This window comes from Achromobacter xylosoxidans (genome assembly GCF_014490035.1).
GTDB classification, from domain to species: Bacteria; Pseudomonadota; Gammaproteobacteria; order Burkholderiales; family Burkholderiaceae_B; genus Achromobacter; species Achromobacter bronchisepticus_A.
The window spans coordinates 4,172,303-4,197,606 of sequence record NZ_CP061008.1 but is presented as its reverse complement, the minus strand read 5'-3'; the positions used below and the strand labels follow the sequence as shown (position 1 = coordinate 4,197,606).

Annotated in this window: 21 protein-coding genes; 10 read left to right on the top strand and 11 right to left on the bottom strand. The window is 67.0% G+C overall.

Features of this window, described 5'->3' with window-relative positions:
* Positions 1-11: 11 nt before the first annotated feature.
* The gene (locus IAG39_RS19470) at positions 12-1,787 is read right to left on the bottom strand and encodes an IlvD/Edd family dehydratase (RefSeq protein WP_165867924.1); all 1,776 of its coding nucleotides are present in this window, start codon (positions 1,785-1,787) and stop codon (positions 12-14) included.
* 220 nt (positions 1,788-2,007) lie between these two features.
* On the opposite strand from IAG39_RS19470, the gene IAG39_RS19465 reads away from it, so the two are divergent.
* Positions 2,008-3,003: a Bug family tripartite tricarboxylate transporter substrate binding protein gene (locus IAG39_RS19465; RefSeq protein ID WP_059378475.1), complete on the top strand. Its 996-nt coding sequence runs from the start codon at positions 2,008-2,010 to the stop codon at positions 3,001-3,003.
* A gap of 286 nt (positions 3,004-3,289) precedes the next feature.
* Positions 3,290-5,287: a cyclic di-GMP phosphodiesterase gene (gene pdeR / locus IAG39_RS19460; protein WP_059378477.1), complete on the top strand. Its 1,998-nt coding sequence runs from the start codon at positions 3,290-3,292 to the stop codon at positions 5,285-5,287.
* Between the two features lie 24 nt (positions 5,288-5,311).
* Here pdeR and IAG39_RS19455 read toward each other — a convergent pair whose 3' ends face one another.
* Together IAG39_RS19455 and IAG39_RS19450 are read right to left on the bottom strand one after the other, a co-directional pair.
* Entirely contained in the window at positions 5,312-6,196 is an 885-nt protein-coding gene (locus IAG39_RS19455) for a crotonase/enoyl-CoA hydratase family protein (protein WP_054459094.1), read from the bottom strand.
* A gap of 346 nt (positions 6,197-6,542) precedes the next feature.
* Positions 6,543-7,286, bottom strand: coding sequence for an SDR family oxidoreductase (locus tag IAG39_RS19450; protein ID WP_059378479.1), 744 nt, complete (start codon positions 7,284-7,286; stop codon positions 6,543-6,545).
* 116 nt (positions 7,287-7,402) lie between these two features.
* Here IAG39_RS19450 and IAG39_RS19445 point away from each other — a divergent pair, with 116 nt between their 5' ends.
* Positions 7,403-8,314 carry a LysR family transcriptional regulator gene (locus IAG39_RS19445; protein ID WP_118933883.1) on the top strand — a complete coding sequence of 304 codons (912 nt, stop codon included), beginning with the start codon at positions 7,403-7,405 and terminating at the stop codon, positions 8,312-8,314.
* On the opposite strand, the gene IAG39_RS19440 is transcribed toward IAG39_RS19445, so the two are convergent.
* The 4 genes from IAG39_RS19440 to IAG39_RS19425 all read right to left on the bottom strand — a co-directional run bounded on the left by IAG39_RS19440 (position 8,293) and on the right by IAG39_RS19425 (position 13,311).
* Positions 8,293-9,687 (bottom strand): GntP family permease, encoded by a 1,395-nt coding sequence (locus tag IAG39_RS19440; protein ID WP_059378482.1) that lies wholly within the window; start codon positions 9,685-9,687, stop codon positions 8,293-8,295. The genes IAG39_RS19445 and IAG39_RS19440 overlap by 22 nt on opposite strands.
* An 86-nt stretch (positions 9,688-9,773) precedes the next feature.
* Positions 9,774-10,583 (bottom strand): aminoglycoside phosphotransferase family protein, encoded by an 810-nt coding sequence (locus IAG39_RS19435; protein ID WP_118933882.1) that lies wholly within the window; start codon positions 10,581-10,583, stop codon positions 9,774-9,776.
* 29 nt (positions 10,584-10,612) lie between these two features.
* Positions 10,613-11,878, bottom strand: coding sequence for an MFS transporter (locus IAG39_RS19430; protein ID WP_118933881.1), 1,266 nt, complete (start codon positions 11,876-11,878; stop codon positions 10,613-10,615).
* 8 nt (positions 11,879-11,886) lie between these two features.
* A complete protein-coding gene (locus tag IAG39_RS19425; RefSeq protein WP_187524022.1) occupies positions 11,887-13,311 on the bottom strand; it encodes an amidase in 1,425 nt (474 codons plus the stop codon).
* 124 nt (positions 13,312-13,435) lie between these two features.
* On the opposite strand from IAG39_RS19425, the gene gcvA reads away from it, so the two are divergent.
* Positions 13,436-14,332, top strand: a complete 897-nt coding sequence (gene gcvA / locus IAG39_RS19420; protein ID WP_118933880.1) for a transcriptional regulator GcvA — start codon at positions 13,436-13,438, stop codon at positions 14,330-14,332.
* Positions 14,333-14,336: 4 nt separating this feature from the next.
* Here the strand turns inward: gcvA and IAG39_RS19415 are convergent, their stop codons facing one another.
* Positions 14,337-14,780 carry an NUDIX hydrolase gene (locus IAG39_RS19415; protein ID WP_059378490.1) on the bottom strand — a complete coding sequence of 148 codons (444 nt, stop codon included), beginning with the start codon at positions 14,778-14,780 and terminating at the stop codon, positions 14,337-14,339.
* A 148-nt stretch (positions 14,781-14,928) separates the two neighbouring features.
* Between IAG39_RS19415 and IAG39_RS19410 the strand changes: the two genes are divergently transcribed.
* The 4 genes from IAG39_RS19410 (at position 14,929) to IAG39_RS19395 (ending at position 18,708) form a co-directional block, all read left to right on the top strand.
* Positions 14,929-15,804 carry a LysR family transcriptional regulator gene (locus IAG39_RS19410; RefSeq protein ID WP_059378492.1) on the top strand — a complete coding sequence of 292 codons (876 nt, stop codon included), beginning with the start codon at positions 14,929-14,931 and terminating at the stop codon, positions 15,802-15,804.
* A gap of 131 nt (positions 15,805-15,935) precedes the next feature.
* A complete protein-coding gene (locus IAG39_RS19405) occupies positions 15,936-16,721 on the top strand; it encodes an aldolase (RefSeq protein WP_059378493.1) in 786 nt (261 codons plus the stop codon).
* A 44-nt stretch (positions 16,722-16,765) separates the two neighbouring features.
* Positions 16,766-18,103, top strand: coding sequence for an MFS transporter (locus IAG39_RS19400; RefSeq protein ID WP_118933899.1), 1,338 nt, complete (start codon positions 16,766-16,768; stop codon positions 18,101-18,103).
* Positions 18,104-18,114: 11 nt separating this feature from the next.
* A complete protein-coding gene (locus IAG39_RS19395; protein WP_118933898.1) occupies positions 18,115-18,708 on the top strand; it encodes a 2-hydroxychromene-2-carboxylate isomerase in 594 nt (197 codons plus the stop codon).
* Between the two features lie 60 nt (positions 18,709-18,768).
* On the opposite strand, the gene IAG39_RS19390 is transcribed toward IAG39_RS19395, so the two are convergent.
* Together IAG39_RS19390 and IAG39_RS19385 are read right to left on the bottom strand one after the other, a co-directional pair.
* Positions 18,769-20,085, bottom strand: coding sequence for an MFS transporter (locus tag IAG39_RS19390; RefSeq protein WP_410469187.1), 1,317 nt, complete (start codon positions 20,083-20,085; stop codon positions 18,769-18,771).
* 252 nt (positions 20,086-20,337) lie between these two features.
* Positions 20,338-21,228, bottom strand: coding sequence for a LysR family transcriptional regulator (locus IAG39_RS19385; protein WP_118933878.1), 891 nt, complete (start codon positions 21,226-21,228; stop codon positions 20,338-20,340).
* 99 nt (positions 21,229-21,327) lie between these two features.
* Here IAG39_RS19385 and IAG39_RS19380 point away from each other — a divergent pair, with 99 nt between their 5' ends.
* The gene (locus IAG39_RS19380; RefSeq protein WP_118933877.1) at positions 21,328-22,683 is read left to right on the top strand and encodes a dihydroorotase; all 1,356 of its coding nucleotides are present in this window, start codon (positions 21,328-21,330) and stop codon (positions 22,681-22,683) included.
* Positions 22,684-22,694: 11 nt separating this feature from the next.
* Positions 22,695-23,957, top strand: coding sequence for a Zn-dependent hydrolase (locus IAG39_RS19375; protein WP_187774053.1), 1,263 nt, complete (start codon positions 22,695-22,697; stop codon positions 23,955-23,957).
* 34 nt (positions 23,958-23,991) lie between these two features.
* Here IAG39_RS19375 and IAG39_RS19370 read toward each other — a convergent pair whose 3' ends face one another.
* Positions 23,992-25,230: an ABC transporter substrate-binding protein gene (locus tag IAG39_RS19370; protein ID WP_118935024.1), complete on the bottom strand. Its 1,239-nt coding sequence runs from the start codon at positions 25,228-25,230 to the stop codon at positions 23,992-23,994.
* Positions 25,231-25,304 lie beyond the last annotated feature (74 nt).

Below are 25,304 nucleotides of genomic sequence, written 5' to 3'. Positions count from 1 at the left end.
GGGCTTGCCGCCTACTTCTTGGGCACGGTGTCGCGCGTGACGCCGGCGCGCAGGAAGTCGAAGTCCACGCCCTGGTCGGCCTGGGTCACGGTCTGCAGGAACAGCTTGCGGTAGCCGCGTTCGGCGACGGGGCGGACGATGGGCTGGGCCGCGGCGCGGCGCGCCAGTTCGGCGTCGTCCACCAGCAGCGCGATCTCGCGGTTGGCCACCGACAGGCGGATGCGGTCGCCGTTCTGCACGTAGGCCAGCGGGCCGCCGATGGCGGCTTCGGGCGTGACGTGCAGCACGATGGTGCCGGCGGCGGTGCCGCTCATGCGGCCGTCGGAGATGCGCACCATGTCCTTCACGCCGGCGCGCGCCAGCTTCCTGGGGATGGGCATGTAGCCGGCTTCGGGCATGCCCGGCGCGCCGGTCGGGCCGATGCGCTTGAGCACCAGGATGTCTTCGGCGGTGACGTCCAGCGCCTCGTCGTCGATGCGCCGCGCCATGTCCTCGGCGTCCTCGAACACCACGGCGCGGCCTTCGTGCTCCATCAGCTTGGGGTTGGCGGCGGATTGCTTGATGATGGCGCCGCCGGGGGCCAGGTTGCCGCGCAGCACGGCCAGGCCGCCCACGGGGTAGATGGGCGAGGCCGCCGTGCGGATCACGTCCTGCGGGAAAGCGGGCGGGGCGTCGTCGAGTTCCTCGCCCAGCGTGCGGCCCGACACGGTCAGCGCGTCCAGGTGCAGGTAGGGACGCAGCTCGCGCAGCAGCGCCGGCATGCCGCCGGCGTGGTGGAAGTCTTCCATGTAGTGCTGGCCGGAGGGCTTGAGGTCGACCAGCACGGGCGTTTCGCGGCTGATGCGGTCCAGTCCGGCCAGGTCGATGTCGATGCCCAGGCGGCCGGCGATGGCCGTCAGGTGCACGATGCCGTTGGTGGAGCCGCCGATGGCCAGCAGCACGCGCAGGGCGTTCTCGATGGACTTGCCGTTGAGGATGCGCTCAGGCGTCAGGCGCGAGGCGGCCATGGCCACGGCGGTGGCGCCGGTCTTCTCGGCGACGCGCACGCGGTCGGCGGTGACGGCCGGGGCCGACGCGCCGCCGGCCACCATCATGCCCAGGGCTTCGGTGATGCAGGCCATGGTGCTGGCCGTACCCATCACGGAACAGGTGCCCACGCTGGCGACCAGCTGGTTGTTCACGTCCGAGATCTCGGCCGCGTCGATCTCTTCGGCGCGGTAGCGGCCCCAGTAGCGGCGGCAGTCGGTGCAGGCGCCCACGCGCTCGCCGCGGTGCGAGCCGGTCAGCATGGATCCCGTGACCAGCTGGATGGCGGGCACGCCGGCGGACGCCGCGCCCATCAGTTGGGCCGGTACGGTCTTGTCGCAGCCGCCGATCAATACCACGGCGTCCATGGGCTGGGCCCGGATCATTTCCTCGGTGTCCATGGACATGAGGTTGCGCAGGTACATGCTGGTGGGCTGGGAGAAGCTCTCGTGCACCGAAATGGTGGGGAAGTCCATGGGCAGGCCGCCGGCCAGCATGACGCCGCGCTTGACCGCCTCGATCAGTTGCGGGGCGTTGCCGTGGCAGGGGTTGTAGCTGCTGCTCGTGTTGACGATGCCGATGATGGGGCGCGACAAGGCGTCGTCGGTCAAGCCCGCTCCCTTGATGAAGGCCTTGCGCAGGAACAGCGAAAAGCCGGTGTCGCCGTAGTTGGTGAGCCCGCGGGCCACGCCGCGCGCCGTGGCGCCGTCACTGCTGAAAGGGCCCGGCGCAGCTGCGTGGTTCTTGGTCTCGTCCTTCATTTTTGATCTCGATAATATTATTGATAATCTGATGACGGCATCATAGCCAGCCTTTGAAAACGCCCGCAAGCGATTTATCAGTGCCGTTTAATTGATCTTATTAATAGATCAGTCGATAGAAAAATTCTGATTCTTCAATCAAGTTGCCGAACCTACACTGGCCCGGTTGACGAGCCGGGCGTCCGTTTCATTCCTATACCCATCCCGGCAGGAGACCTACATGTCAGACCTGCGTCTGCGGCCGCGCCGCGCCGTGTTGTTTTCCCTGCTGGCCTTGTGCGCCGGCATGTCCGCTCCCGCCCTGGCCGCCGACGCCTACCCCGACAAGCCCATCCGCATGATCGTGCCGTACCCGCCCGGAGGCGCGACCGACGTCATCGGCCGCGTGCTGGCGCAGGAGCTGACCGGCGCGCTGGGCCAGTCGGTGATCGTGGAGAACCGGGCGGGCGCCGCCGGCAACATCGGCGCCGACCAGGTCGCCAAGGCGCAGCCCGACGGCTACACGCTGCTGATGGGCGCGCTGACCAGCCATTCCATCAACGCCGCCCTGTACCGCGGCCGCGTCACCTATGACGTGGAGAAGAGCTTCGCGCCGGTGTCCATCGTGGGCACGGTGCCGCTGGTGTTCGTGGTGAATCCGTCGGTGCAGGCGAAAACGCTGGCCGAGTTCATCGCGCTGGCCAAGTCCAAGCCCGGCTACATCACCATGGGTTCTGCCGGCAACGGTTCGCCGCAGCATCTGGCCGCCGAAATGTTCAAGCGCACCGCTGGCGTGGAAGTGCTGCACGTGCCCTACAAGGGTAGCGGCCCGGCCATGACCGACCTGATGGGCGGGCAGGTGCTCAGCATGATCGAAACCGTGCCCGCGGCGCAGGGCAGCATCAAGGCCGGCAAGCTGCGCGCGCTGGCGGTGACGTCGGCGCAACGGGTGGACGCGCTGCCGGACGTGCCGACCGCGGCCGAAGCCGGCCTGAAGGATTTCGAGGTCAGTTCGATGTTCGGGATCGTGGCGCCGGCCAATACCCCGGCGCCGGTGATCGAGCGTTTGAATGGCGAGCTGAAGAAGATCCTGGCCAAGCCGGAGGTCCAGGCCTCGCTGCTGAACCAGGGCGCCATCGCCACCTGGACCACGCCGGCCGACGCCGGCGCCCGCGTGTCGGCCGAACTGGCGCGTTGGACCAAGGTCATCGACGAAGCGGGCGTGAAGGGGGATTAATACCCCTAAAGTTGTGGCTATACGTCACACGCCGGAAGTTCCGCCGGGAACCTCCGGCGATTTTGTTTGTGCGCGCGCTCGCGAAAGACGCAACAAGGCTTGCGCGCAAACTGAGGAATACGCACTGAAAAAAGGTGCATGCAAAGTTTTGCGCTATGAACCGCCAAAAGGGACGCAATAAACCGCAATAAAGCTCTCGCGAGATTGTATACAGTGGTTGACCCCGAATAGACTAGGCCGTAATGTAGTTTGCGGGCCTTCCCAGGACGGCAGAAGGGGGATAACAATGACAGACGACCAGGACGAAAAGTCGATTCTGTACACGCATTTCGGAACGCATAGTCCGTATTGGCGTCTGTCCGCCGATAGCGACGCGTTCGAACTTGCAGCAGTCAAGGGCGCAGCCAATATCGCGATGGCATTGCGCCCGGAACAAGCCGAGACGATACGCAGCCTGACGGGCATCACGTCCAGCGTGCGCATCGACATCTCGTTGTACGGCGACATGCTCAGGCTCCACCTGGTGGGCCGCAAGATCAATCCCAACGAATGGGCCGGCACCGCGTCCGCCCATTCCGATACGGAATCCGTGGCCAAGGATCTGGTCGAAGGCCTGTCCTTCGCCGAGACCGTGGTGTCCGAGGCCAACTCGGTCATCGTCATCGTCGACCAGAACGGCCGGGTGCAGCGCTTCAACAAGCTCAGCGAGGAATACACCGGCAAGCGCGAGCAGGACATCATCGGCCGCAGCGTGTTCGAGATGTTCATGACGCGCGAAGAGGCGATCGCCTCGCGCCGCAATATCGCCGAGTTCTACAAGCGCGGGCAATCCTACGAGGCCGAGCGCCTCATCAATACGGTCAAGGGGCCGCGCCTCTTCCTGTTCCGCAACAAGTTCGTCACCAGCGGCAGCGGCGAAAAGCGCGTCTACCTGATCTGCTCGGGCACCGACATCACCGAGGAACGCCAGGCGCAGGAGCGCCTGCGGGTGCTGGCCAATACCGACATGCTGACCAACCTGCCCAACCGCCACGCGATCACGACGCGGCTGAAGGCGGCGCTGGCGGCGGGCGAGGACGGGCGGGGCGGCGTGCTGTTCCTGGACCTGGACAATTTCAAGCGCATCAACGATCACTACGGCCACGGCTTCGGCGACCGTCTGTTGAAGTCGGTGGCGGTCGCGATTTCGTCCTGCCTCGCCGAAGGCCAGACCCTGGCGCGGCTGGGCGGGGACGAATTCATCGTGCTGCACGAGGCCGCGCAGACCTGGGAGCTGGAGGCGACCGCCCAGCGCATCATCGAACGGCTGCGCGAGCCTTTCCGCCAGGGGCTGATCGAGGTCTACACCAGTTGCTCCATCGGCATCGCCATGTATCCGGAGCACGGCGCCGACCTGGACAGCGTGGTGCGCAGCGCCGACATCGCCATGTATGTGGCCAAGGAAGCGGGGCGCCATACCTACCGCGTGTTCCAGCCCGAGATGGACCGCCGCAACGCGGACTACGTCTGGCTGGACACCAATCTGCGCAAGGCGCTGGCCGAAGACCATCTGATGCTGTACTACCAGCCCAAGCTGGCCGGCCGCAATGGCGAGGTCGACGGGGTCGAAGCCCTGGTGCGCTGGCGTTCGCCGGAACGCGGCATGGTCGGCCCCGCCGTCTTCATTCCGTACGCCGAGGAGTCGGGCCTGATCTCGCCGCTGGGCGTATGGGTCATGCGTGAAGCGGCCAGGCAGGCCGCGGCCTGGAAGCGCGACGGCCTGAACATCCGCATCGCCATCAATATGTCGGCGCGGCAGTTGAATGACAAGGGCGTGGTCAGCGACTTCATGCGCGCCATCGGCGACGCCAGCCTGGATCCCTGCCTGCTGGACATCGAACTGACCGAAAGCTGCCTGATCGACGACGAAGGCGCCGCCATCGAACTGATCAAGCAGTTCCGCCAACTTGGCGCGCGGGTCCATCTGGACGACTTCGGCACCGGCTATTCCTCGCTGTCGCAGCTGGCCCGCATTCCGCTGGACGCGATCAAGCTGGACGCCAGCTTCGTGCGCGGCGTCAACGAGAACCCGGTGTCGCAGGCGCTGGCGCGCGCCATCGTCGCGGTGGCGCGCACGCTGGAGCTCAAGGTGATCGCCGAGGGCGTGGAAACGACCGAAGAAGCCGTGTTCGTCGACACCCTGGGCGTGGACGCCAAACAGGGCTACCTGTACGCCAAGCCCATGCCGGCGGCGGAGTTCACCGCCTGGCTGGCTCAGCGCCGCCGGCTGCATCTCATTGCCTGACGCAGCCGGCAGCGCGTTACCGCATCAATGCATGGTGGCTTCCAGCGCGGACTCCGCGCTGGAAGAACTGCGGCGGTTCTGCGCCATCACCAGGCGCTCCATGTAGGCGCGGTCCTTCGGGTCGATCGAGAACGCGGCTTCGACCCAATCTTCGGTAATGTCCATCAGCTCCGAGCGCGACAGGCTCAGCACGCGCTGGCGCGCGCGCAGCATGGCGCGCATGCCGTTGAGCTTGGGCCGCATCACGTCGATGAAGGTGCGCGTGGCCTTGTAGGCGTCGCCCGGCTCGAACAGCACGTCGACCAGGCCGCGGCCATGGAACCATTCGGCGGTGTGGGATTCGCCCGTGCCTATCAGTTCTTCGGCCAGCTTCATGCCCGAGCGCCGCGCCACCAGCGAGTAGCCGCCCATGCCAGGGAAGAGGTTGAACGCCATTTCAGGAAAGCCCATGCGGGCGGTGTTCTGCGCCAGCACGAAGTGGTGCGCCAACGCGGCCTCGAAGCCGCCGCCCAGGGCGGTGCCTTCGATCATCGCCAGCGAGATCGCGCCAGTGTCGAAGCCGCGGGTGGCGGCATGCACGCAATCCACGCAAGCCCGGGCGTACGCCCGCAGCGCTTCGCGCTTGCCGGTGCGTATGGCTTCCGCGAAGAAATTCAGATCGCCGCCCACGTTGTAGATCTGAGGAACGAGCGAGCCGGTGACCCAGAAGTCGATCGGCAGGCCAGAGTCCTTGGCGGCGCGCGCCAGGGTCATGATCTCGTCGATCAGTTCATGGTTGAAGCACGGACGCGGTTGAGCGCGCAGCATCATCCACATGACCCGACGTCCCTCCTCGTAGAACGCCGAGAGCTGCTTCAGGTTGCCGGCGGCGGTGAAGGGGTGGCAATCCGGATGAATGAGTTGATTCATTTACTTTCGTCCAATTGATCAAGGTGAGTCGGAGTACTACGGGATCAGCCTAATACAGACCTTCCGGCTCTCGTCTCATGCAAAACTCGTCCAGCTGGCCAGACTTGTCCGTAAGTCAAAGGCCCGAGTGATCAACGGAGAAACGCGATGAGCGGACGCAGCCGCTCAACCCATCAGGCGATGGGGGCATGGGTAAAACGGATGAGGGGTACACGCAATTTCGCGGCTATCGGGGCGATGCGCCGCGCGTGCGCCGAAGTCGGCGCGCTCATGCGTAGGGATGAGGGATGGCGCGGCCGGGCGGCCGCGCGCGGGCTTGCGTTTTGCGGTTCTGGAATGCGCCAGGTCAGGCGACGCCGCCGTTGGCGCGAAGGATCTGGCCGTTGACCCAGCCCGCCTCGGGGCCCGCCAGGAACGACACCACGTTGGCGATGTCATCGGGCTGGCCCAGGCGCTCCAGCGGCGGCATCTTGGCATAGTGCTCGATCAGCTCGGGGCTCTTGCCGTTGAGGAAGAGGTCGGTGGCGACGGGGCCGGGCGCCACCGCGTTGACGGTGATGCGGCGGCCGCGCAATTCCTTGGCGAACACCTGGGTGAGGCTTTCCACCGCCGCCTTGCTGGCGATGTAGACGGAGTAGTTCGGCAGGTTGAGCGCGATGGTGGTGCTGGACACGTTGACGATGCTGCCGCCGTCGGCCAGCCGCGTGGCGGCTTCGCGCAGCGTGTTGAAGGTGCCGCGGGTGTTGATGCCGAAGGTCTGGTCGTAGAGCTCGTCGCTGGTTTCGGCCAGCGGCACCATCTTCAGGATGCCGGCGCTGTTGACCAGCACGTCGATGCGCCCCAGCTCCGCTTCCACCTGGTCGAACATGGCGCGTACCTGGTCCGACCGCGACACGTCGGCGCGCACGGCCAGGGCGCGGCCGCCCGCCGCGCGGATGTCATCGGCCAGGGTTTCGGCCTCGGCGGCGCTGGAGGCGTAGTTGATGGCGACGGCGTGGCCGTCGCGCGCCAGGCGGCGGACGATGGCGGCGCCTATGCCGCGCGATCCGCCGGTGACGAGCGCGATGCGTTGCGTGGCCTGGGTGTTCATGTCGTATCTCCGGTTGGATTGGGGGGTGAGGCGTATCTTGAACTATTCCAGAAGAAAGATAATTACTCTATATTCGCTAACATAATTTCATCTGCATTAATAATAGGTGAGTGACGATGGACCGGTTCCAGGAAATGCTGGTGTTCGTGCGCATCGCCGAAAGGCGCAGCTTTTCCAAGGCCGCCGAGGACCTGCAGATTCCGCGCCCCACGGTCACCAACCTGGTCAAGCGGATGGAAGCGCGCCTGGGGGCGCGGCTGCTTGAACGCACCACGCGCCAGGTGCGGCTGACCCATGACGGCGAGGCCCACTACCAGCGCTGCGTGCGGCTCCTGGCGGATCTGGAAGAGGCCGACGGCGCATTCCTGGACACCTCGCCCAAGGGCCTGCTGCGCGTCAACGCGCAGGGCACGCTGGCCAGGTTCTTCGTCATGCCCGGACTGCCGGCCTTCCTGGAACGCTATCCCGACATCGTGCTGCAGCTGGGCGAGGACGACCGGCTGGTGGACCTGGTGCGCGAAGGCGTGGATTGCGTGCTGCGTACCGGCACGCTGCAGGATTCTTCGCTGGTGGGACGCCAGATCGCGCTGATGCCGCAAGTCACGGTGGCCAGCCCCGCCTATCTGGCGCGCTACGGCGAGCCGCGGCGGCTGGAAGACCTGGAAGGCCACCGGGCGGTGGACTACCTGTCCAGCGCCACGGGGCGCAGCCTGCCGCTGGATTTCACGGTCGATGGCAAGAACGTGCAGGTGCGCCCCAGGGCCGTGGTCAGCGTGACCGGCGCGGAGCTCTACACCAGCGCCGCGCTGGCCGGACTGGGATTGGTGCAGGTGCCGCGCTACCGCGTCGAGCGCGAGCTGGCGACGGGCGAGCTGAAGATCGTGCTGCCCGGCGCGCCGCCCGCGCCCATGCCCGTGTCGGTGCTGTATCCGCAGAACCGCCAGGTGTCGGCGCGGGTGCGCGTCTTCACGCAATGGCTGGCGGAGGTCATCGCCGCCGGCCTGGCTCAGACGATGCCGGTCAGGTAGTACACCGCGATCGCCAGGAAGACCGAAGCGGTCGATATCAACGTGATGGCGAAGATGTCGCCGTAGGACTGGCGGTGCGTCAGGCCCGTGACCGCCAGCAGCGTGATGACCGCGCCGTTGTGCGGCAGCGTGTCCATGCCGCCGCTGGCCATGGCGGCGATGCGGTGCAGCACCTCCATGGGGATGCCCGCCGCGTGGGCGCTGTCGATGAAGGTCTGCGCCATGGCCGCCAGCGCGATGCTCATGCCACCCGAGGCCGAACCGGTGATGCCGGCCAGCGAGGTCACGGCCACCGCCTCGCCCACCAGCGGGTCGGGGATGGCCTTGAGCGCGTCGGCCACCAGCAGGAAGCCGGGCAGGGCGGCAATGACGCCGCCAAAGCCGTATTCCGCCGCCGTGTTCATCGACGCCAGCAACGCGCCCGACACTGCGTTCTTGCTGCCTTCGGCGAAGTGCGCCTTGATGCCGCGGAACGAGAACAGCAGAATGGTGACGATGCCTGCGATCAGCGCGCCCATCACCGCCCACAGCGCCACCTGGTCTTCGGCATTGACGGGCATGGGCTTGGGCAGGCCGGGCAGCGCGACTTCGGAGCCGGCCGGATACCAGCCCGGTATCCAGCGCGTCAGCAGGTAGTTGACGACGCCCACCACCACCAGCGGCAGCAGGGCGACCAGCGGATGGTGCTCGCGTTCATTGGGCGGCGTGACCGGTTCGTTGCGCAGGTCGGTGCCGTAGGTCTCGCCGGCGGCCGCCGCGCGCTTGCGCCGCCACTCCAGATAGGCGATGCCGGCGGTCAGCGTGAAGCAGGCGCCGATCAGGCCCAGCCAGGGCGCGGCCCAGGTGGTTGTTTCGAAGAAGGTGGTGGGGATGATGTTCTGGATCTGCGGCGTGCCGGGCAGGGCGGTCATGGTGAAGGTGAACGCGCCCAGGGCGATCGCGCCCGGCATCAGCCGCTTCGGGATGCCGCCCTGGCGGAACATCTCGGCCGCGAACGGATAGACCGCGAACACCACCACGAACAGCGACACGCCGCCGTAGGTCAGCACCGCGCAGACCAGCACGATGGCCATGATGGCGCGTTCGGCGCCGATCAGGCGCAGCACCGCCTGCACGATGGCGCGCGAGAAACCCGACAGCTCGATCAGCTTGCCGAACACGGCGCCCAGCAAGAACACGGGGAAGTAGAGCTTGGCGAAGCCCGCCATGCGCTCCATGAAGATGCCCGAGAACACGGGCGCCAGCGCCGACGGGTCGGTCAGCAGCACCGCGCCCATGGCCGCGATGGGCGCGCACAGGATCACGCTATAGCCTCGATACGCCGCCAGCATCAGGAACGCCAGCGCCGCCACCACGATGAACAATCCGGTCATTCGGTACTCCGGGAATGAAGAGATAAGGGGTGTGGGGCTACACCTTACCGCATCAAACCGGATACCTTGTTTGCAACGGCCGGGATTCAGCGATCCAGCAGCGCCTGCGCCTGGCGGGCGATATCCAGGTCGATCGCGGCGTCCTCGCCTCCACCCATGAACCAGGCGGCGGACAGGCCGCACCAGGCCAGGATCCATTGCAGCAGCCGGCGGCGCTCCAGGCCGGATTGCGCCACGACAAGTTCCAGCCGCCGCTCGAAGCGTCCTGGCACGATGGCGACGGGCGGGATCGGATCCGCCAGGTCCGGGTTGCAGAAGATGTTGGCGTAGTCGAAGGCGCGCTCGCCGTGCAGGCGCTTGGGGTCGATGACCAGCCAGCCGCGCTCGCCGAAGTCCAGGATGTTGTCGTGGTGCACGTCGCCGTGCAGCACTGTCGGGTCGCGCGGACTGTCGAGCAGGGCGCGGGCGTGGCGCGCGCTGTGCGCCAGGATGCCGCCTTGCGCCTGCGCCATGGGCCACAATTCCTCGAACCATTCTTCCAGCGGACGCAGCGCGGGCAGCGGCCGGGCGCGCGGCGCATGCAGATCCTGCAGCACGCCGCAGATGATGCGGGTGGCCTCGTCGTCGCGCCCGTTGCGGGCGTAGTCGGCCAGCGAGCGCGTGCCGGTTGCCCGCTCCAGCAGGATGGCTGCGTCGTCGTGCGCCAGCACGCGCGCGGCGCCCCGGCCGTCCCACCAGCGCATCAGCACGCCGCCTTGCTTTTCGTCTTCCTCGTGCGAGACCTTGAGCATGGCGGGTTGGCCGCGATGGCGCACGGGCAGCAATTGGGCGGCGCGCGTGATGATGGGAGCGCCGTCGGGGGTCAGTTGCCAGCGGGAAAGGTAGGTGTCGAACATGGGCTTGCGGGGAGTGCTGGGACGGACCTCTATAGTAGAACCCGGCGCGGCATGGCCTGCGTCGCGCGTTGCCGCGGCAGCAATGCCGTAATCGCCGCCGCCAGCGCATTGCCTGCCGCGCTGGCGACGATGGGCAGCAGATAGGAGCCGCTGAGGTCGTACGCATGGCCCGCCGCCACCGGGCCGATCAGCGTGCCGAACGCCACGCTGGTGTAGAGCGCGCCGATGATGCCGCTGACGTGGCGGCCGCCGAAGTAATCCATGACCACCGCCGGCATCAAGGCCACCCAGCCGCCGTAGAACGCGCCGAACACCAGCGCGAACAGCGCCAGCGTCCAGAACTGGCCGCAAGCGCCCCATAGCGCCAGCGACGCCGCCATGCCGCCATACATCGTGGCGAGCGAGGCGCGCCGGCCCAGCCGGTCGGCCAGCGAACCCAGCAGGAACCGGCCCGCCGCGCTGCCCACGCCGACCATGCCCAGCAGCAGCACGGCCCGTCCCGGCGCGATGCCGTGATCCAGGGCATAGGGGATGAGATGCACGAAGGGCACGAAGACGCCGAAGGCGCCGGCCATGGCCGCCAGGTACAGCAGCAGGAAGACCCTGCTGCGGATGGCGGCGAGCACCGGCACGCCGGCAGGCGCGGATGCAGGAGCCGCGCGGACGGGGGGCGCGGCGTCGCCATCGGGCTGCAGTCCCCGGTCTTGCGGCGAATTTTCAACCCAGCGCGCCGCGGCGCAGCCCAGCACCGCCACGGCGGCGGCCAGAGCCAGATAGGCGGCGCGCCAGCCCCACAGGTCGATCAAGGCAGAGGCGAGCGGCGGCACCAGCAGCGTGCCCACGCCGATGCCGCTGACCGCCAGCCCCGAGGCCAGCCCGCGCCGGCGCAGGAACCAGCGCTGCACCGCGCCTACCACCGGCACGTAGGCGCAGCCCACGCCCAGCCCGACGCCCAAGCCGTAGGCCAGGTAGATCTGCATCATGCTCTGCGCGGCGCTGGCAAGCGCCAGGCCCAGCGCCACCAGCAGCATGCCTATCCAGGCCATGCGGCGCGAGCCGTAGCGGTCCGCCAGCGGACCGCTGACGACGCCAAAACCGAAGTAGAGGAACCCCGCCAGCGAGAACACCAGCGACACTGCGCCGCGCGTGGCCGAGAAGTCGCGTTGCAAGGCGTCGACGAAGGCGCTGAAGGAATAGGCGCTGCCAAAGCCCAGCAAGGTGATGGCGAAGGCCGCGGCCACCACCCGCCAGCCTTGGAAGATCGCGCTGGCGCCGTGTTGCGCATGCAGGTTCATCGTCGGCCTCACAGCGCCGGCCGGCGCAGATGCCAGCTTGTCGCCGCCTGGAACGCGGCGCCCAGCCGGAACAGCACGGATTCGTCCAGATGGGCCGCCACCAGTTGCATGCCCATGGGCATGCCGGCCTCGCACTGCCCGGCGGGCAGCGTCAGGCAGGGATGACCCGTCATGTCGAACACGCAGGTGTAGCGTTGCAGCGCTTCGACCAGTCCGGGCTGCAGTCCCAGGACGCTGATGGCTTCGAGCGTGAGCGGCGCCATGGGCTGCACCGGCGTCAGAAGCGCATCGACCCGGCCGAACAAGGCATCGACCTTGCCTCGCGTGGCCATGCGGCGCAACACGATGCGCTGGTATTCGAGGCCGGAGAGCGCGCTTCCCGCTTCGATCACGCCGGCCAGCACCGGTCCGTACTCCGCCTTGCGGGATGGATAGGTGCCGGCGTGCGCAACCGCCGCTTCGACCGCGCAGAGCGGCGCCCAGTCGCGCACGGCCTGCGCCGCGTCCTCGATGGGGAACTGCAGCGGCACCAGGGCCGCGCCCAGCTGTTCGAAGACCCGCATTGCCGTTTCCATCATGCGCTGAGTCCGCGCATCGACGTTGCCGTGGTTCCAGTTCACATCCACGCCGATCCGCAGGCCGGCGACCGGAACGGCGGCCTCCAGGGTGTAGCGCGGCACGGGCGCTTGCAGCGCGGTCGGATCCTTCGCATCGGGGCCGGCTATCGCTTCCAGCAGCGCCGCGGCGTCGGCCGCGCTGCGCGCGATGACGCCGGCGTGATCCAGCGAGGCCGCCAGTTCGAACACGCCGTGGCGGCTGACGCGGCCCCAGGTCGGCTTGATGCCGGTCAGCCCCGCGGCCGCGCAAGGCCAGCGGATGGAACCGCCGGTGTCCGAGGCGGTCGCGCCGAAGCACAGGCCGGCGGCCGTCGCCACCGCCGATCCGCTGGATGAGATGCCGATCCAGTAATCCGCGTGCCAGGGATTGCGCGGCGGCGCGACGTCGGGGTGATGGTCGGAGTACGCGCCTTCGGTCATTTGAAGTTGCCCCAGTAGCACGGCGCCCGCGTCGCGCAGGCGGCTGGCTACCGTGGCGTCATGGTCGGCGGGCACGCCGCGGTGAATCGCGGTGCCGGCAGCCGTCGGCACGCCCTTGCGCCGGAACAGGTCCTTCAGCGCGAGGGGGACGCCATGCAGGGGGCCGCGGTAGCGCCCCTGGCGTATTTCGATTTCGGCGGCCTGCGCTTCCTGCAGCGCGGAGGCCGCGGTTACATGGGCATAACTGCGCAGGTCGCCGTCCAGCGCTTCGATGCGCCGTAGTTGCGCGCGCGTGATCTCCACCGGCGAGACCTCGCCCGACCGGATCAGGGCGGCGAGCGCCAGCAGGTCGAGGTGGTGCAGGTCGGCGGCCTTGATGTCTTCCGTATAGTTCATCTATTCTTTATCCATCTTGTACATGTCACAGACCCGATCAAGTTAATGTCTGTATGGCGTGGGTACAAACCATGATTTCTATTCGATTTGAATTAGAAAAACTAAATCATTAAATTTTTCGGACATGACCACTCCGCGACTGCCTCCGCTCAACGCGCTGCGCGCCTTCGAAGCTGCCGCCCGCCATCTGTCGGTGAAGGACGCGGCGCAGGAACTGTGCGTGACGCCCGGGGCGGTCAGCCAGATGATCAAGTCGCTGGAGCAGCATCTGGGCGTGGCCCTGTTCCTGCGCGTGAACCGCGGCATCCAGCTGACGGACGCCGGTCACGGCTTCCTGCCGCCGGTGCGCAACGCCTTCCGCCAGATCCTGGCCGCGTCCGCCCGCGTTGCCCAACCGCCCGAAAGCCGCGTGCTCACCGTCAGCACCACCGCGTTCTTCGCATCGGCCTGGCTGATCCCCCGGCTGCACGAGTTCCAAGCCCGCCATCCGGAGATCGATCTGCAGCTCGTCACCAGCAACGCGTTGGCGGCTTTCGGCCGGGACGGCGCGGACATCGCCATCCGCCACGGACTGGGCCGCTATGCGGGACTGCAAAGCGAACACCTGCTGACCGTGGAAGTGGTGCCGGTGGCATCGGCTGCTTTGGTAACCAAGCTGGGCATGCCGGCCGGTGTGCGGGATCTGCTGCGCTGGCCGCGCGTGCACGACGAAGCGCGCAACGGCTGGCAACTGTGGTTCGCGGCCCAGGGCGTGGAGGACGCGGGCATGCCTAGAGGCCCCGCTTTCGATGATGGCAGCCTGTTGCTGCAGGCCGTGGCCGCGGGCCAGGGGGCGGGCCTGCTGCCCGTGGCGATGGTGCAGGACGACGTGGCGGCCGGACGTCTGGTCCGGCTGGCCGGCGACGCCTGGCTGGAGGAGTTCGGCTACTACCTTGTGTGGCCGGGCAGGGGCGCCATGCCGGAGAAGGCGCGGGTGTTTCGCGATTGGCTGCTGGAAAGCGGCCTGGGGGCGCCTGCCTGAAGCGCTACGGCGCGGCGGACGACAGCGCCGCGGCCTTGCGCGCCAGTTCGGCCACGCCGAAGCTGGTCGCAAGCGAATGATCTTCCAATGCTTCCAGCGGCACCCAGCGGGCATCGGCGGCGTCGTCGCCCGCCACCGGCTCGCCGGATTGCCAGCGGCACAGCACCGCGATCAGGATGAAGTGGCGGCGCAGCGCGCCCGCGTCGTCGCAGTCGTAGACGTCCACCGCGTCGAATACCTGCAGCGGTAGCGCGCGCACGCCGGTTTCCTCCAGCAGTTCACGCGCGGCGGCGGCAAGCACGCCTTCGCCCGCGTCGATCTTGCCGCCGGGAAAGGCCCAGCGGCCCTGGTCGGGCGGGTTGGCGCGTTGCACCAGCAGCACGCGGCCGTCGCGCACGACTGCGGCGATGGTGGCGGCGATGGGACGTTGGGGCGGGGGCGCGGTCATGCGGTGTTCCTTTGCGCAGCTGGGGGCCGGGTATGCCAGGGTACGCCAAGCCGGGCTTAGCGCAAATCCCCGTGGTGCCGGACCGGCCCCTGGTGCACACTGTCAGCCGCGCCGCATGAGCGCATCGAAAAGGGGGCGGGAGGGCAGCATGGATACACCGGACCGGCAGTTGCGCTATTTCTTGCGCATCGCGGAACTCAAATCGCTATCGCGCGCGGCGGAAGACCTGGACCAGACCCAGTCCGGGCTGAGCCGGCAACTGGCGGCGTTGGAAGCCCACGTGGGCAAGCCGCTGTTCGTGCGCACCGGCCGCGGAGTCGAGCTGACCGAGGCGGGCGCGCGGCTGTTCGACGGCATCCAGCCCGCGTACAAGAACATCGACCGGGTGCTGGAGGCCGTGCGCCAGCGCGAAGGCGTGACGCAGGGCACAGTCCGGCTGGCTACCGTGCATACGCTCAGTTACTACTTCATGGCCGAGGTGGTGGCCAGTTTCGTCAGCAGCCATGAACACGTGAACCTGTCCGTGATGGGCCGCAGTTCGCCCGAGGTGGTGGCGCTGGTGGAAAGCGGCAAGGCGGACGTGGGCTTTGTCTACGACGCGGCGGTCGCTTCGGACAACCTGGCGTCGGCCACGCTGTTCGACGACGACATGTGCCTGATCGTGCGCGGCGACGTGGAACTGCCGGACGACGTCGACCTGGCCGGCATGGACCTGCGGCTGGTGGGTTTTCCGCCGCACTACGCGCTGCGCAAGATGATCCATAGCGCGGGGCTGGAGCCGGAGTTCGTGGCCGAGGCCGAAACCATAGACGCCATGCTCAAGCTGGTGTCCTCGGGCGTGGGCGCCTGTATCCTGCCGTCCCGCATCCCCGACAAGCTGCTGACCGAATACGGCCTGCGCAAGGTCCGGGTCCAGAGCCCCATCTTGCGGCGCCGCGTGGTCGCCATCACCTTGGCCAACCGCCAGCCTCTGCCGCTGGTGAGCGAACTGCTGGCCGTCGCCCACCGCATCGCGCTGCAGTAGCGGAGCGGGCAGGCTCGAATAGCAGCTATGACCCTGGCTGCATGGCTGTATCGCGGCTGGCTTTCCATACTGTGCATACCTCGCGCGGCGTCCGGTGGCGCCGATGACGCGGGCATTACACAGGGGAAGACATGAGCACCGCATTAAGAGAGAAATCCTATTTCGACTCCCGCGCCACGCAGGAAATGGCGCAGCATCTGCGCGCCGTGCCGCGCAGCATCCAGGAAACCATGGCCTATGCCTGTCGCATCCTGGCCATGACCGAGCAGGAAGCCGGGCTGGCCGGCCAGATCAGCGTGCGCTCGCAGCGTCCGGGCGCCTACTGGACCTTGCGCTTCGGGCTGGGCTTTGACGAAGCCACGCCGGCCGATTTCATCGAAGTCGACCGCGACCTGCACACGCTGACGGGGGAGGGCATGGCCAACCCGGCCACGCGTTTTCATCTGTGGGTGTACGAGGCGCGGCCCGACGTGCAGTCCATCATCCACACGCATTCGCCCTGGGCCTCGGCGCTGGCCGCGGCGCGCCAGCCGCTGGTGATCTCGCAGATGGACATGACGCCGCTGCACGACGACTGCGCCTTCCTGGGCGAATGGCCGGGCGTGCCGATCGCGGACCAGGAAGGGGTGATCATCTCCGGCGCGCTGGGTAAAAAGCGCGCCATCATCCTGGCGCATCACGGCTACCTGACGGCCGGCGTTTCGTGCGAAGAGGCGACCTACCTGTCGGTCTACCTGGAGCGCGCGGCGCGCATGCAGATCCGCGCGCAGGCCTTCGGTCCGCTGACGCCGGTCGATGACGCGCTGGCGCGCGAAGCGCACGACTATCTGCTCAAGCCCTCGATCGTCAACGCGACGTTCAATTACTGGGCTCGGCAGACGCATGGCATTGCGCCCTTGCCGCTGCCCGCCGCCTGATACGCGCAGCTCCATTCTTCCAGCACTTTTTTCGGGGAGTCATGATGATGACGACCAAGCCTGCGGCTGCGCGCTCGCGCCGCGATTACGTGACGGCCGGACTGGCCAGCATGATGGGCACCACCATCGAGTGGTACGACTTTTTTCTCTACGGCACCGCTGCCGCGCTGATCTTCAACAAAATCTTCTTTCCGTCCTTCGACCCGTTGACGGGCACGCTGGCGGCGTTCGCCACCTATTCCGTGGGCTTTTTCGCCCGGCCGCTGGGCGGCGTGATCTTCGGCCATTACGGCGACAAGATCGGCCGTAAATCCATGCTGCTCATCACCCTGTTGCTGATGGGCGTGCCCACCATCCTGATCGGGTTGATCCCTTCGTATGAGCAGATCGGCTACTGGGCCGCAGTGCTGCTGGTGCTGATGCGCTTCCTGCAAGGCATCGCCGTCGGCGGCGAGTGGGGCGGGGCGGTGCTGATGGCGGTGGAGCACGCGCCGGACGGCAAGAAGGGCTTTTTCGGCAGCCTGCCGCAGGCCGGCGTGGCGCCGGGCCTGATCCTGTCGTCGCTGGCGATGGGAGCGGTCGCCAGCCTGCCCGAGGCCGACATGCTGGCCTGGGGCTGGCGCCTGCCATTCCTGGCCAGCGTGGTGTTGCTGCTGGTGGGCTGGTTCATCCGGGTCAAGGTGGCCGAGTCGCCCGACTTCGAGCAGATGAAGGAGAAGGGCGCCAAGGTCGAGGTGCCGGTGGCGGAAGTCCTGAAGCACCACCGCCGCGCGCTGCTGGTGGTGGTGGGCGCCAGGCTGGCTGAGGTGACCTGGTTCTACACCGTGGTGACCTTCTCGCTGGCCTACGCCACGGGTACCCTGGGCATCGCACGCTCGGTGATGCTGGATGCCACGATCTGGGGCGCGGCCGTGGCGCTGTTCACCATGCCGCTGTTCGGCATGCTGGGCGACAAGATCGGCCACAAGTGGGTATTCATGGTCGGCACCCTGGGCATCCTGGCCTGCGCGCCGGTGTTCTTCCATTTGCTGGGCACGCGGGACACGGGGTGGATCATCCTGGCGGTTTGCCTGGCGGTCGGCCTGGTCTACGCTTGCCTCTACGGGCCGGAAGGCACCTTGTTCTCCAGCCAGTTTCCGGCCGAGGTGCGCTACACCGGCATTTCGCTGGCGGTGCAGGTGTCCGGCGCCATCGGCGGCGGCCTGGCGCCCATCGTGGCGACCTGGCTGCTGGCCAAGGGCGGGGGCGATCCGCAGTACGTGGTGTGGTACTTGAGCATTCTCGGTGTGATCGCCTTGTTCAGCGCCTGGCTGATGCGCAGCGAGGCGCCTGCGGTTGCGGCCCTGCGGGTGCCTGCCCGCGCCAACCTGAGAACGCCATGATTGAGGACGCCATGAAGACCATCGACTACTACTTCTGGATGAACTCCGACTGGGCCTACCTCGGCGCCGACAGGCTGGAGGCGCTGGCGGCCCGGCAGCAGGCGCGGATCCGCTATCTGCCGGTGGACCTGCCCGAGGTCTATGCCCGCACCGGCGGCATCCTGCTGGGCCTGCGCGCGCCCGAGCGCCAGGCTTACCGCGTGACGGAGCTGGCGCGCTGGTGCCGCAAGCTGGACATCCACGTCAATCCGCAGCCGGCCTACATGTGCCCGGATGCCAGCCTGGCTTCGCGCATCGTGATCGCGGCCGACCACGCCGGCCTGCCGGTGGCGGCGCTGTACAAGGCCATCCTGAAAGCGGAGTGGTGCGACGAGCAGGACATCTCCGACGAAGCCACCCTGCGCGCCATCCTGCGGCAGCAGGGGCTGGACGCCCCGGCATTGCTGACCGCGGCGGACGAGCCCGGCATCGAGGCCGTCTACCGCCGCAACACCAACGACGCGGTCGCGGCCGGGGTGTTCGGATCGCCTTCGTATGTGTACCGGGGCGAGGTGTTCTGGGGCCAGGACCGGTTGGAGATGCTGGAGGAGGCCGTGGCGGCCTGAATAAAGCAGGAGTTGGCGGGCCGTTGTGAACTTCTTGCTCGACGGCCCGCCAGGGCGATGTCAGATATGCTTGCCCTGCGGCAGCACGGTCAGGGCTAGCAGCGCGACGAGACTGGCGGCCATGACATACAGCGCCGGGGCAAAGGCCACGCCCGTTGTGTAAGTGATCCAGGTCAGGATGGCCGGAGCGAAGCCTCCCAGCACGGTTACCGCCGTGTTGTACGTCAGGGACATGCCCGAGGAACGTACCGCGGTGGGAAAGACCTCGGACAGCGCGGCGGGCGCCACGCCGACATACATAGCCACCATCAGACAGAACAATGACTGCACCACGATCAGCGTCATCTGCGTGTGCGATGCCTGCAGCCACATCATCAGGGGATAGACGGCGACCATCAGCACTGCGGCGGCGGCGCGCAGCATGTTGCGGCGTCCGTAGCGGTCCGACAGGGTGCCGGAGAACACACAGCCGCCAGTCAAGAACAGATTGCCCACCAGCGCCGCCAGGAAGGCTTCCGAACTCGTGAACCCCATCGATTTCTGTACGTAGATCGGCATGAAAATGATGAGGGCATAGGGGCCGACTGCCCAGAGCACTGACATGCAGAGGCCGGTCAGCAGTTCCTTGGGATAGTCACGGATGACGGCCAACAGGGGCGCCTTGACGCGGGCATTCTGGCGGGCCTGGCGTTCCTGTTCCTCGCGGAAGTGCGGCGTTTCGTCCAGCGCCGCGCGCATCCACAAGCCCACCGGCGCGATGGCCAGGCCCAGGATGAAGGGTATGCGCCAGCCCCATTCACCAACCTGTTCTTCGGTAAGCAGGGTGGTGACCAGGGTTGCCACGAGCGCGCCCAGCAAATTGGAGATGCCCATGCTTGCCTGCAGCCAGGAAGCGTACTGGCCGCGTTTGCCTGCGGGGGCGTGCTCCACCAGGAAGGCCGTGGCGCCGCCGACTTCGCCGCCGGCCGAGAAGCCTTGCAACACTCGGCCGCAGACGATCAGGAGCGGGGCGCCCACGCCGATGGCGGCATAGGGAGGCGCGGCAGCGATCAGCAGCGTGCCCAGGGCCATCAGCATGATGGTTAGCGTCAGGGTCGCCTTGCGGCCGGCCCGGTCGCCATAGGAGCCAAGCACCAGCGCGCCCAGCGGACGGACCACAAAGCCCAGACCGAAGGCCAGGAACGACGTCATCAATTGCACGGTCGGGTTGGCGTTCTGAAAAAAGTTCTGTCCGATGTAGACCGCGAACAGGGCATAGACGGTGAAGTCATACCATTCGAGCGCATTGCCTGCCGAAGCGGCAATGACTGCCTTGCGTCCGCTGTGATGCTGCGCGGATTGGGTCGCGTTGCGGGTCGGCACGGCCTCGGCTCCCAGGTTCATCGATATGTCCTTCATTGTTTCCCAGTTCAGATCGTGAGCGTTCGGGGGGCGTCCTGGCGCATAGATGACCAGTTCCCCGGAACAGACGAGCGCATCATAGAAATCAATGCCGATAATGTCGTATTACCTTTTGTTCCTGGTCCATAACATCACATTAATCATTCGCCCACGCCATAGCGGGGCGTGGGGGACGGTTCAGGTCAGGATAAGGGATAACCCCAGGAGGCTTGAGCGGACCAGGAGAACCTAGTTGTGCCGCTCCAACTCGTGCAGCACGTTGATGAAAGCCAGCGCGGGGCGCGACAGGGGCTGCAACTGCAAGTAGAAGACGTTCACTGGCGCGTTGACGGTGCCCCGGATGGGCACCGCCACCACGTTCGACCAGGTAGGGCCAGCCACCGTGATTTCGTCCACCAGCGCCACGCCTGCGCCCGCCTGCACCAGGGCGCAGGCGACATGGGCCTGCTGCACCTCGATGAGCGGCTCGGGCCGCGAGTCCTCGTTGCCGAATAGCCGGTTGATCAGCATGCCAAAAGGGATGTCGGCGCTGTAGCCGATCAGGGGTTCGTTGACCAGATCGGGCACCTCTACCTGGCCTTGCGCCGCCAGCGGATGTCCCTTGGGCAGGACCGCGACGATCTTGTTTTCGTAGAGAGGTTGAGAGGCCAGGCTCGGGTGTTCCACCGGCATATAAGCCACGCCCAATTCGATCTGCTGCGTCAGCAAGGCCTGTTGCAGTGTTGCCGGTATCTGAGTTTGCAGCACGATGCGCATCTGGGGATAACGCTTGCGGAACAGCGCGATCGCGCGGGGCAGCAAGGACTGGCCCAGGCTGGGGCTGCAGGACAGCCGCAGTTGCCCCTCGCGGTTTTCGGCGAGATTGTCGGCGACCTCGTTCACGCGCTGCACGTTCTGGTATAGCGCCGTGACTTCCACGAACAGGCGGTGGGCCTCAGGCGTGGGGTAGAGCCGGCCCTTGATGCGCTGGAACAGCATCAGGCCCAGGCGTTGCTCCGTATAGGCGATCAGCCGGCTGACCGCGGGCTGGGACACGAAAAGCAGCTTGGAGGCGCCACTGATGGAACCGCTGAGCATGATCGCCCGGAAGACCTCGATCTGCCGTAGATTCAATTTCATATGATTAACCTGATGTTAATTCTCACGCACATATAAGCATAAGACGTTTTGGGTGGCCGCTCCTACACTGCCTGCACTCAACACAGGATGGAAGCGGTCATGAGCGATTTCGATTTGGTGGTGCGCGGCAATATCGTCGACCCGGATGGCGTGGTGATGGATGGTTGGCTGGCGGTGAGAGACGGCAGGATCGCGGCGCGCGGCGCTGGCCAGGCCCCCGCGGGCCGCGACAGCGTGGATGCGCGGGGCCAGTGGATCGTGCCCGGCGTGGTCGACGGCCAGGTGCACTCCGGCAGCCAGCTGAACCAGGAAGGACTGGGCTGGGCGTCGCGTGCGGCCGCCGCCGGCGGGGTGACGGTCATGGTGGACATGCCCTACGACGATCCGGAACCCGTGGCTTCGCGTCCGCAACTGGACGCCAAGATCGCCGAGGTGGAGCGCGATTGCCATGTGGACGTGGCGCTGTTCGGCACCCTGAACACCCAGCACGGCCTGGCGGCTGCGGCGGGTCTCATCGAAGGCGGCGTATGCGCCTTCAAGTTTTCGACCTTCGAAGCCACCCCGGGCCGCTTTCCCCGCATCGAAGAAGACGACCTGTATGAAGCCTTCCGCCTGATCGCTCCGTCCGGACTGGTTTGCGGCGTGCACAACCAGATGCAGGAACTGACCCGCAAGAACATCGCGCGGCTGGTCGAGGCCGACGATATCGGCTGGGACGCGTTCATGCGGGCGCATACGCCGCTGATCGAGAACCTGGCGACGGCGCTGATCTATGAAATCGGCGCCGAAACCGGCGCGCGCGCCCATGCGGTACACGTATCGACTTCCCGCGGTTTCGAGATCTGCAACATGTACCGCCGCAATGGCCATCGCGCCAGCATTGAAACCTGCGTGCAGTACCTGATGCTGAACCATGAAGAGCACACCCGCCGCTTCGGCGCGAAAACCAAGCACTATCCGCCGATCCGTCCCAAGGCCGAGGTCGATCTGCTCTGGACCCATATCGCCAAGGATGAGTGCACCTTCGTGTCGTCGGACCATGTCAGCTGGGGCCTGGAGCGCAAGCAGAATCCGAACGTATTCAAGAACTCGTCCGGCGGCCCCGGCCTGGAAACGCTGTTGCCCGCTTTCTGGACCGGCTGCGAAGAGCATGGCATCGCGCCGTCCATGGTGGTGCGCCAACTGAGCCGCAACCCCGCGCAGCACTTCCTGCTGGATGACCGCAAGGGCTCGTTGGAGGTGGGCAAGGACGCCGACATCGTCATCCTCAAGCCGGAACGTTATGCCTTTGATCCGTCCACCAGTCTGTCGGCGGTGCAGTGGAGTTCGTTCGAAGGCCGCGAGTTCACCGTGCGCGTCGCGGGCACCTGGTGCCGCGGTCAGCAGGTCTACGATGGCAAGGGCATCGTCAACCAGAAGGGCGACGGCCGCTTCCTGCGTCCGCGCCAGGCCTGAGGGAAACGGCTATGTCTGTGCAGTTTCCCCCCCTGAACGCCGAACGCCTCTGGGCCCGCGTCGAAACCCTTTCCCGCTACACCCTGCCCGAGGTCCCCTGGACCCGCCGCGCGTTCTCGCCGCTGTTCGATGAGGCCCGCGCCTGGCTGCGCAGCGAATTCGAGGCCGCGGGCCTCACCACCCGCCTGGACGCCGGCGGCAACCTGATAGGCACGCTGGCCGGGCGCGATCCCGCGCGCAAGCCCATCGCCACCGGCTCGCACTGCGACACGGTCATGGCCGGGGGCCGTTTCGACGGCATCATCGGCGTGCTGGCCGGCATCGAAGTGGCGCACACCTTGCGCGAACAGGGCGTGCAGCTGGAACACCCCTTCGAGGTCATCGACTTCCTGTCCGAGGAGCCCAGCGACTACGGCATTTCCTGTGTCGGCAGCCGCGCGCTCTGCGGCCAGCTCACGCCCGACATGCTGACCGCCCGCAACCCCGAGGGCGAGACGCTGGCGGCCGGCATCGCCCGCATCGGCGGCGACCCGTCGGCGCTGGGCGCGCCGCTGCGCGCTGCCGATGGCACCGCGGCGTTCGTGGAACTGCATATCGAACAAGGCCCGGTGCTGGAAAGCCGCGGCCTGCCCATCGGCGTGGTCACCAACATCGTCGGCATCCGCCGCGTGCTGATCACGGTGGAAGGCCAGCCGGACCATGCCGGCACCACACCCATGGACATCCGCCGCGACGCCCTGGTGGGCGCGGCCCGCATCATCGATGCCGCCCACCGCCAGGCCAGCGCCGCCAGCGGCAATCCGCATTACGTGGTCGCCACCGTGGGCCGCCTGTCCATGACGCCCAACGCCGCCAACGCGGTGCCGGGCCGCGTCGAACTGACGCTGGAAATGCGCAGCGACAGCGACGCCGTGCTGGACGCCTTCCCCGAGACCCTGATGGCCGGCGTGGCCACGGACCTGACCGCGCTGCGCCTGTCCGCAAGCTTCACGCAGCTGAGCCGCGCGCGGCCCACCGACTGCACGCCGCTGGTGATGGACGCGGTGCAGGCCGCCGCCGACCAGCTGGGCTACGCCTCCATGCGCCTGCCCAGCGGCGCGGGCCACGACGCGGTCTACATGGCGCCCACCGGCCCCATCGGCATGATCTTCATCCCTTGTCTGAACGGCCGCAGCCATTGCCCGGAAGAGTGGATCGAACCCGCGCAGCTGCTGGACGGCACCCGCGTGCTGTACCAGTCGGTGCTGGAACTGGACCGCAAGCTGCGGGCATAGCGAGGCGGGCGCCTGCCAGGCGCCCGCAAAACCGCTACTTCTTCACCAACGGGCAGGACGAGCGCGACAGCGGCATGAAGGCCTGATCGCCGGGCAGGGTGGCCACGAGCTTGTAGTAGTCCCAGGGGCGCTTGGACTCGGACGGCTTCTTCACTTCGAACAGGTACATGTCGTGCACCATGCGGCCGTCCTCGCGGATGCGGCCGTTGGTGGCGAAGAAGTCGTTGATGGGCACGGACTTCATCTGCTTCATCACCGCCGTGGGTTCGTCGGTGCCGGCCGCCTGCACCGCCTTCAGGTAGTGCATCACCGATGAATATGTGCCCGCCTGGCTCATGTTGGGCATCTTCTTGAGCTTGTCGTAGTAGCGCTGGGACCAGGCCCGGGTCTGGTCGTTCATGTCCCAGTAGAAGGCTTCGGTCAGCGTCAGCCCGGCGGCGGCGTCCAGGCCGATGGCGTGGATGTCGTTGATGTACAGCAGCAGTCCGGCCATCTTCTGGCCGCCCTTGGTCAGCCCGAATTCGCTGGCGGCCTTGATGGCGTTGACCGTGTCGCCGCCGGCGTTGGCCAGGCCCACGATCTGCGCGCGGCTGGCCTGGGCCTGCAGCAGGTACGAGGCGAAGTCGCTGGAGCCCAGGGGGTGGCGCGACGCGCCCAGCACGGTGCCGCCGTTGGCCTTGACGACTTCGGTGGCGGACGCCTGCAAGGTGTGGCCGAAAGCGTAGTCGGCCGTCAGGAAGTACCAGCTCTTGCCGCCTTGCTCGACCGTGGCGCGCGCCGTGGTGTTGGCCAGCGACCAGGTGTCGTAGGTGTAGTGCACGGAATAGGGCGAGCACAGGTCGTTGGTGATGCGTTCGGTGCCAGGCCCGCTGAACACCACGATCTTCTTTTTCTCGCGGGCCACTTCCAGCACGGCCAGCGCGGGGGCGGAGCCGGCCACGTCCATGATGGCGTCGACCTTCTGGGTGTCGTACCACTCGCGCGCCTTGGCGGCGGCGATGTCGGCCTTGTTCTGGTGGTCCACCACCATCAGGTCAATCTTCTTGCCGAGCACCGTGCCGCCGAAGTCGGCGATGGCCATTTCGGCGGCGGTCGCGCTGCCCTTGCCCGTGACGTCGGCATACACGCCGCTCATGTCCAGGATCAGGCCCAGGCGGACCACCTCGTCGGAGATTGCCTGCGCCATGGCGCTGGGCGCGGCGGCAAAGGCGGATAACAGGGCTAGCGTGCTGCGCAACTTCAGGGAAATCCGGGGGGTTCTACGGCATTGCATGGTTGTCTCCTTTATGCCGGATCTTGTTCGGATACTGCTGGCGCTTGGGGATCTGCTGCGGCGCTCTGTTCTGG

Excerpts from the sequence above, each read along its gene's own strand:
- IAG39_RS19470 (WP_165867924.1), bottom strand. The coding sequence starts at position 1,787 with ATGAAGGACGAGACCAAGAACCACGCAGCTGCGCCGGGCCCTTTCAGC.
- IAG39_RS19465 (WP_059378475.1), top strand. The coding sequence starts at position 2,008 with ATGTCAGACCTGCGTCTGCGGCCGCGCCGCGCCGTGTTGTTTTCCCTG.
- pdeR (WP_059378477.1), top strand. The coding sequence starts at position 3,290 with ATGACAGACGACCAGGACGAAAAGTCGATTCTGTACACGCATTTCGGA.
- IAG39_RS19455 (WP_054459094.1), bottom strand. The coding sequence starts at position 6,196 with ATGAATCAACTCATTCATCCGGATTGCCACCCCTTCACCGCCGCCGGC.
- IAG39_RS19450 (WP_059378479.1), bottom strand. The coding sequence starts at position 7,286 with ATGAACACCCAGGCCACGCAACGCATCGCGCTCGTCACCGGCGGATCG.
- IAG39_RS19445 (WP_118933883.1), top strand. The coding sequence starts at position 7,403 with ATGGACCGGTTCCAGGAAATGCTGGTGTTCGTGCGCATCGCCGAAAGG.
- IAG39_RS19440 (WP_059378482.1), bottom strand. The coding sequence starts at position 9,687 with ATGACCGGATTGTTCATCGTGGTGGCGGCGCTGGCGTTCCTGATGCTG.
- IAG39_RS19435 (WP_118933882.1), bottom strand. The coding sequence starts at position 10,583 with ATGTTCGACACCTACCTTTCCCGCTGGCAACTGACCCCCGACGGCGCT.
- IAG39_RS19430 (WP_118933881.1), bottom strand. The coding sequence starts at position 11,878 with ATGAACCTGCATGCGCAACACGGCGCCAGCGCGATCTTCCAAGGCTGG.
- IAG39_RS19425 (WP_187524022.1), bottom strand. The coding sequence starts at position 13,311 with ATGAACTATACGGAAGACATCAAGGCCGCCGACCTGCACCACCTCGAC.
- gcvA (WP_118933880.1), top strand. The coding sequence starts at position 13,436 with ATGACCACTCCGCGACTGCCTCCGCTCAACGCGCTGCGCGCCTTCGAA.
- IAG39_RS19415 (WP_059378490.1), bottom strand. The coding sequence starts at position 14,780 with ATGACCGCGCCCCCGCCCCAACGTCCCATCGCCGCCACCATCGCCGCA.
- IAG39_RS19410 (WP_059378492.1), top strand. The coding sequence starts at position 14,929 with ATGGATACACCGGACCGGCAGTTGCGCTATTTCTTGCGCATCGCGGAA.
- IAG39_RS19405 (WP_059378493.1), top strand. The coding sequence starts at position 15,936 with ATGAGCACCGCATTAAGAGAGAAATCCTATTTCGACTCCCGCGCCACG.
- IAG39_RS19400 (WP_118933899.1), top strand. The coding sequence starts at position 16,766 with ATGATGACGACCAAGCCTGCGGCTGCGCGCTCGCGCCGCGATTACGTG.
- IAG39_RS19395 (WP_118933898.1), top strand. The coding sequence starts at position 18,115 with ATGAAGACCATCGACTACTACTTCTGGATGAACTCCGACTGGGCCTAC.
- IAG39_RS19385 (WP_118933878.1), bottom strand. The coding sequence starts at position 21,228 with ATGAAATTGAATCTACGGCAGATCGAGGTCTTCCGGGCGATCATGCTC.
- IAG39_RS19380 (WP_118933877.1), top strand. The coding sequence starts at position 21,328 with ATGAGCGATTTCGATTTGGTGGTGCGCGGCAATATCGTCGACCCGGAT.
- IAG39_RS19375 (WP_187774053.1), top strand. The coding sequence starts at position 22,695 with ATGTCTGTGCAGTTTCCCCCCCTGAACGCCGAACGCCTCTGGGCCCGC.
- IAG39_RS19370 (WP_118935024.1), bottom strand. The coding sequence starts at position 25,230 with ATGCAATGCCGTAGAACCCCCCGGATTTCCCTGAAGTTGCGCAGCACG.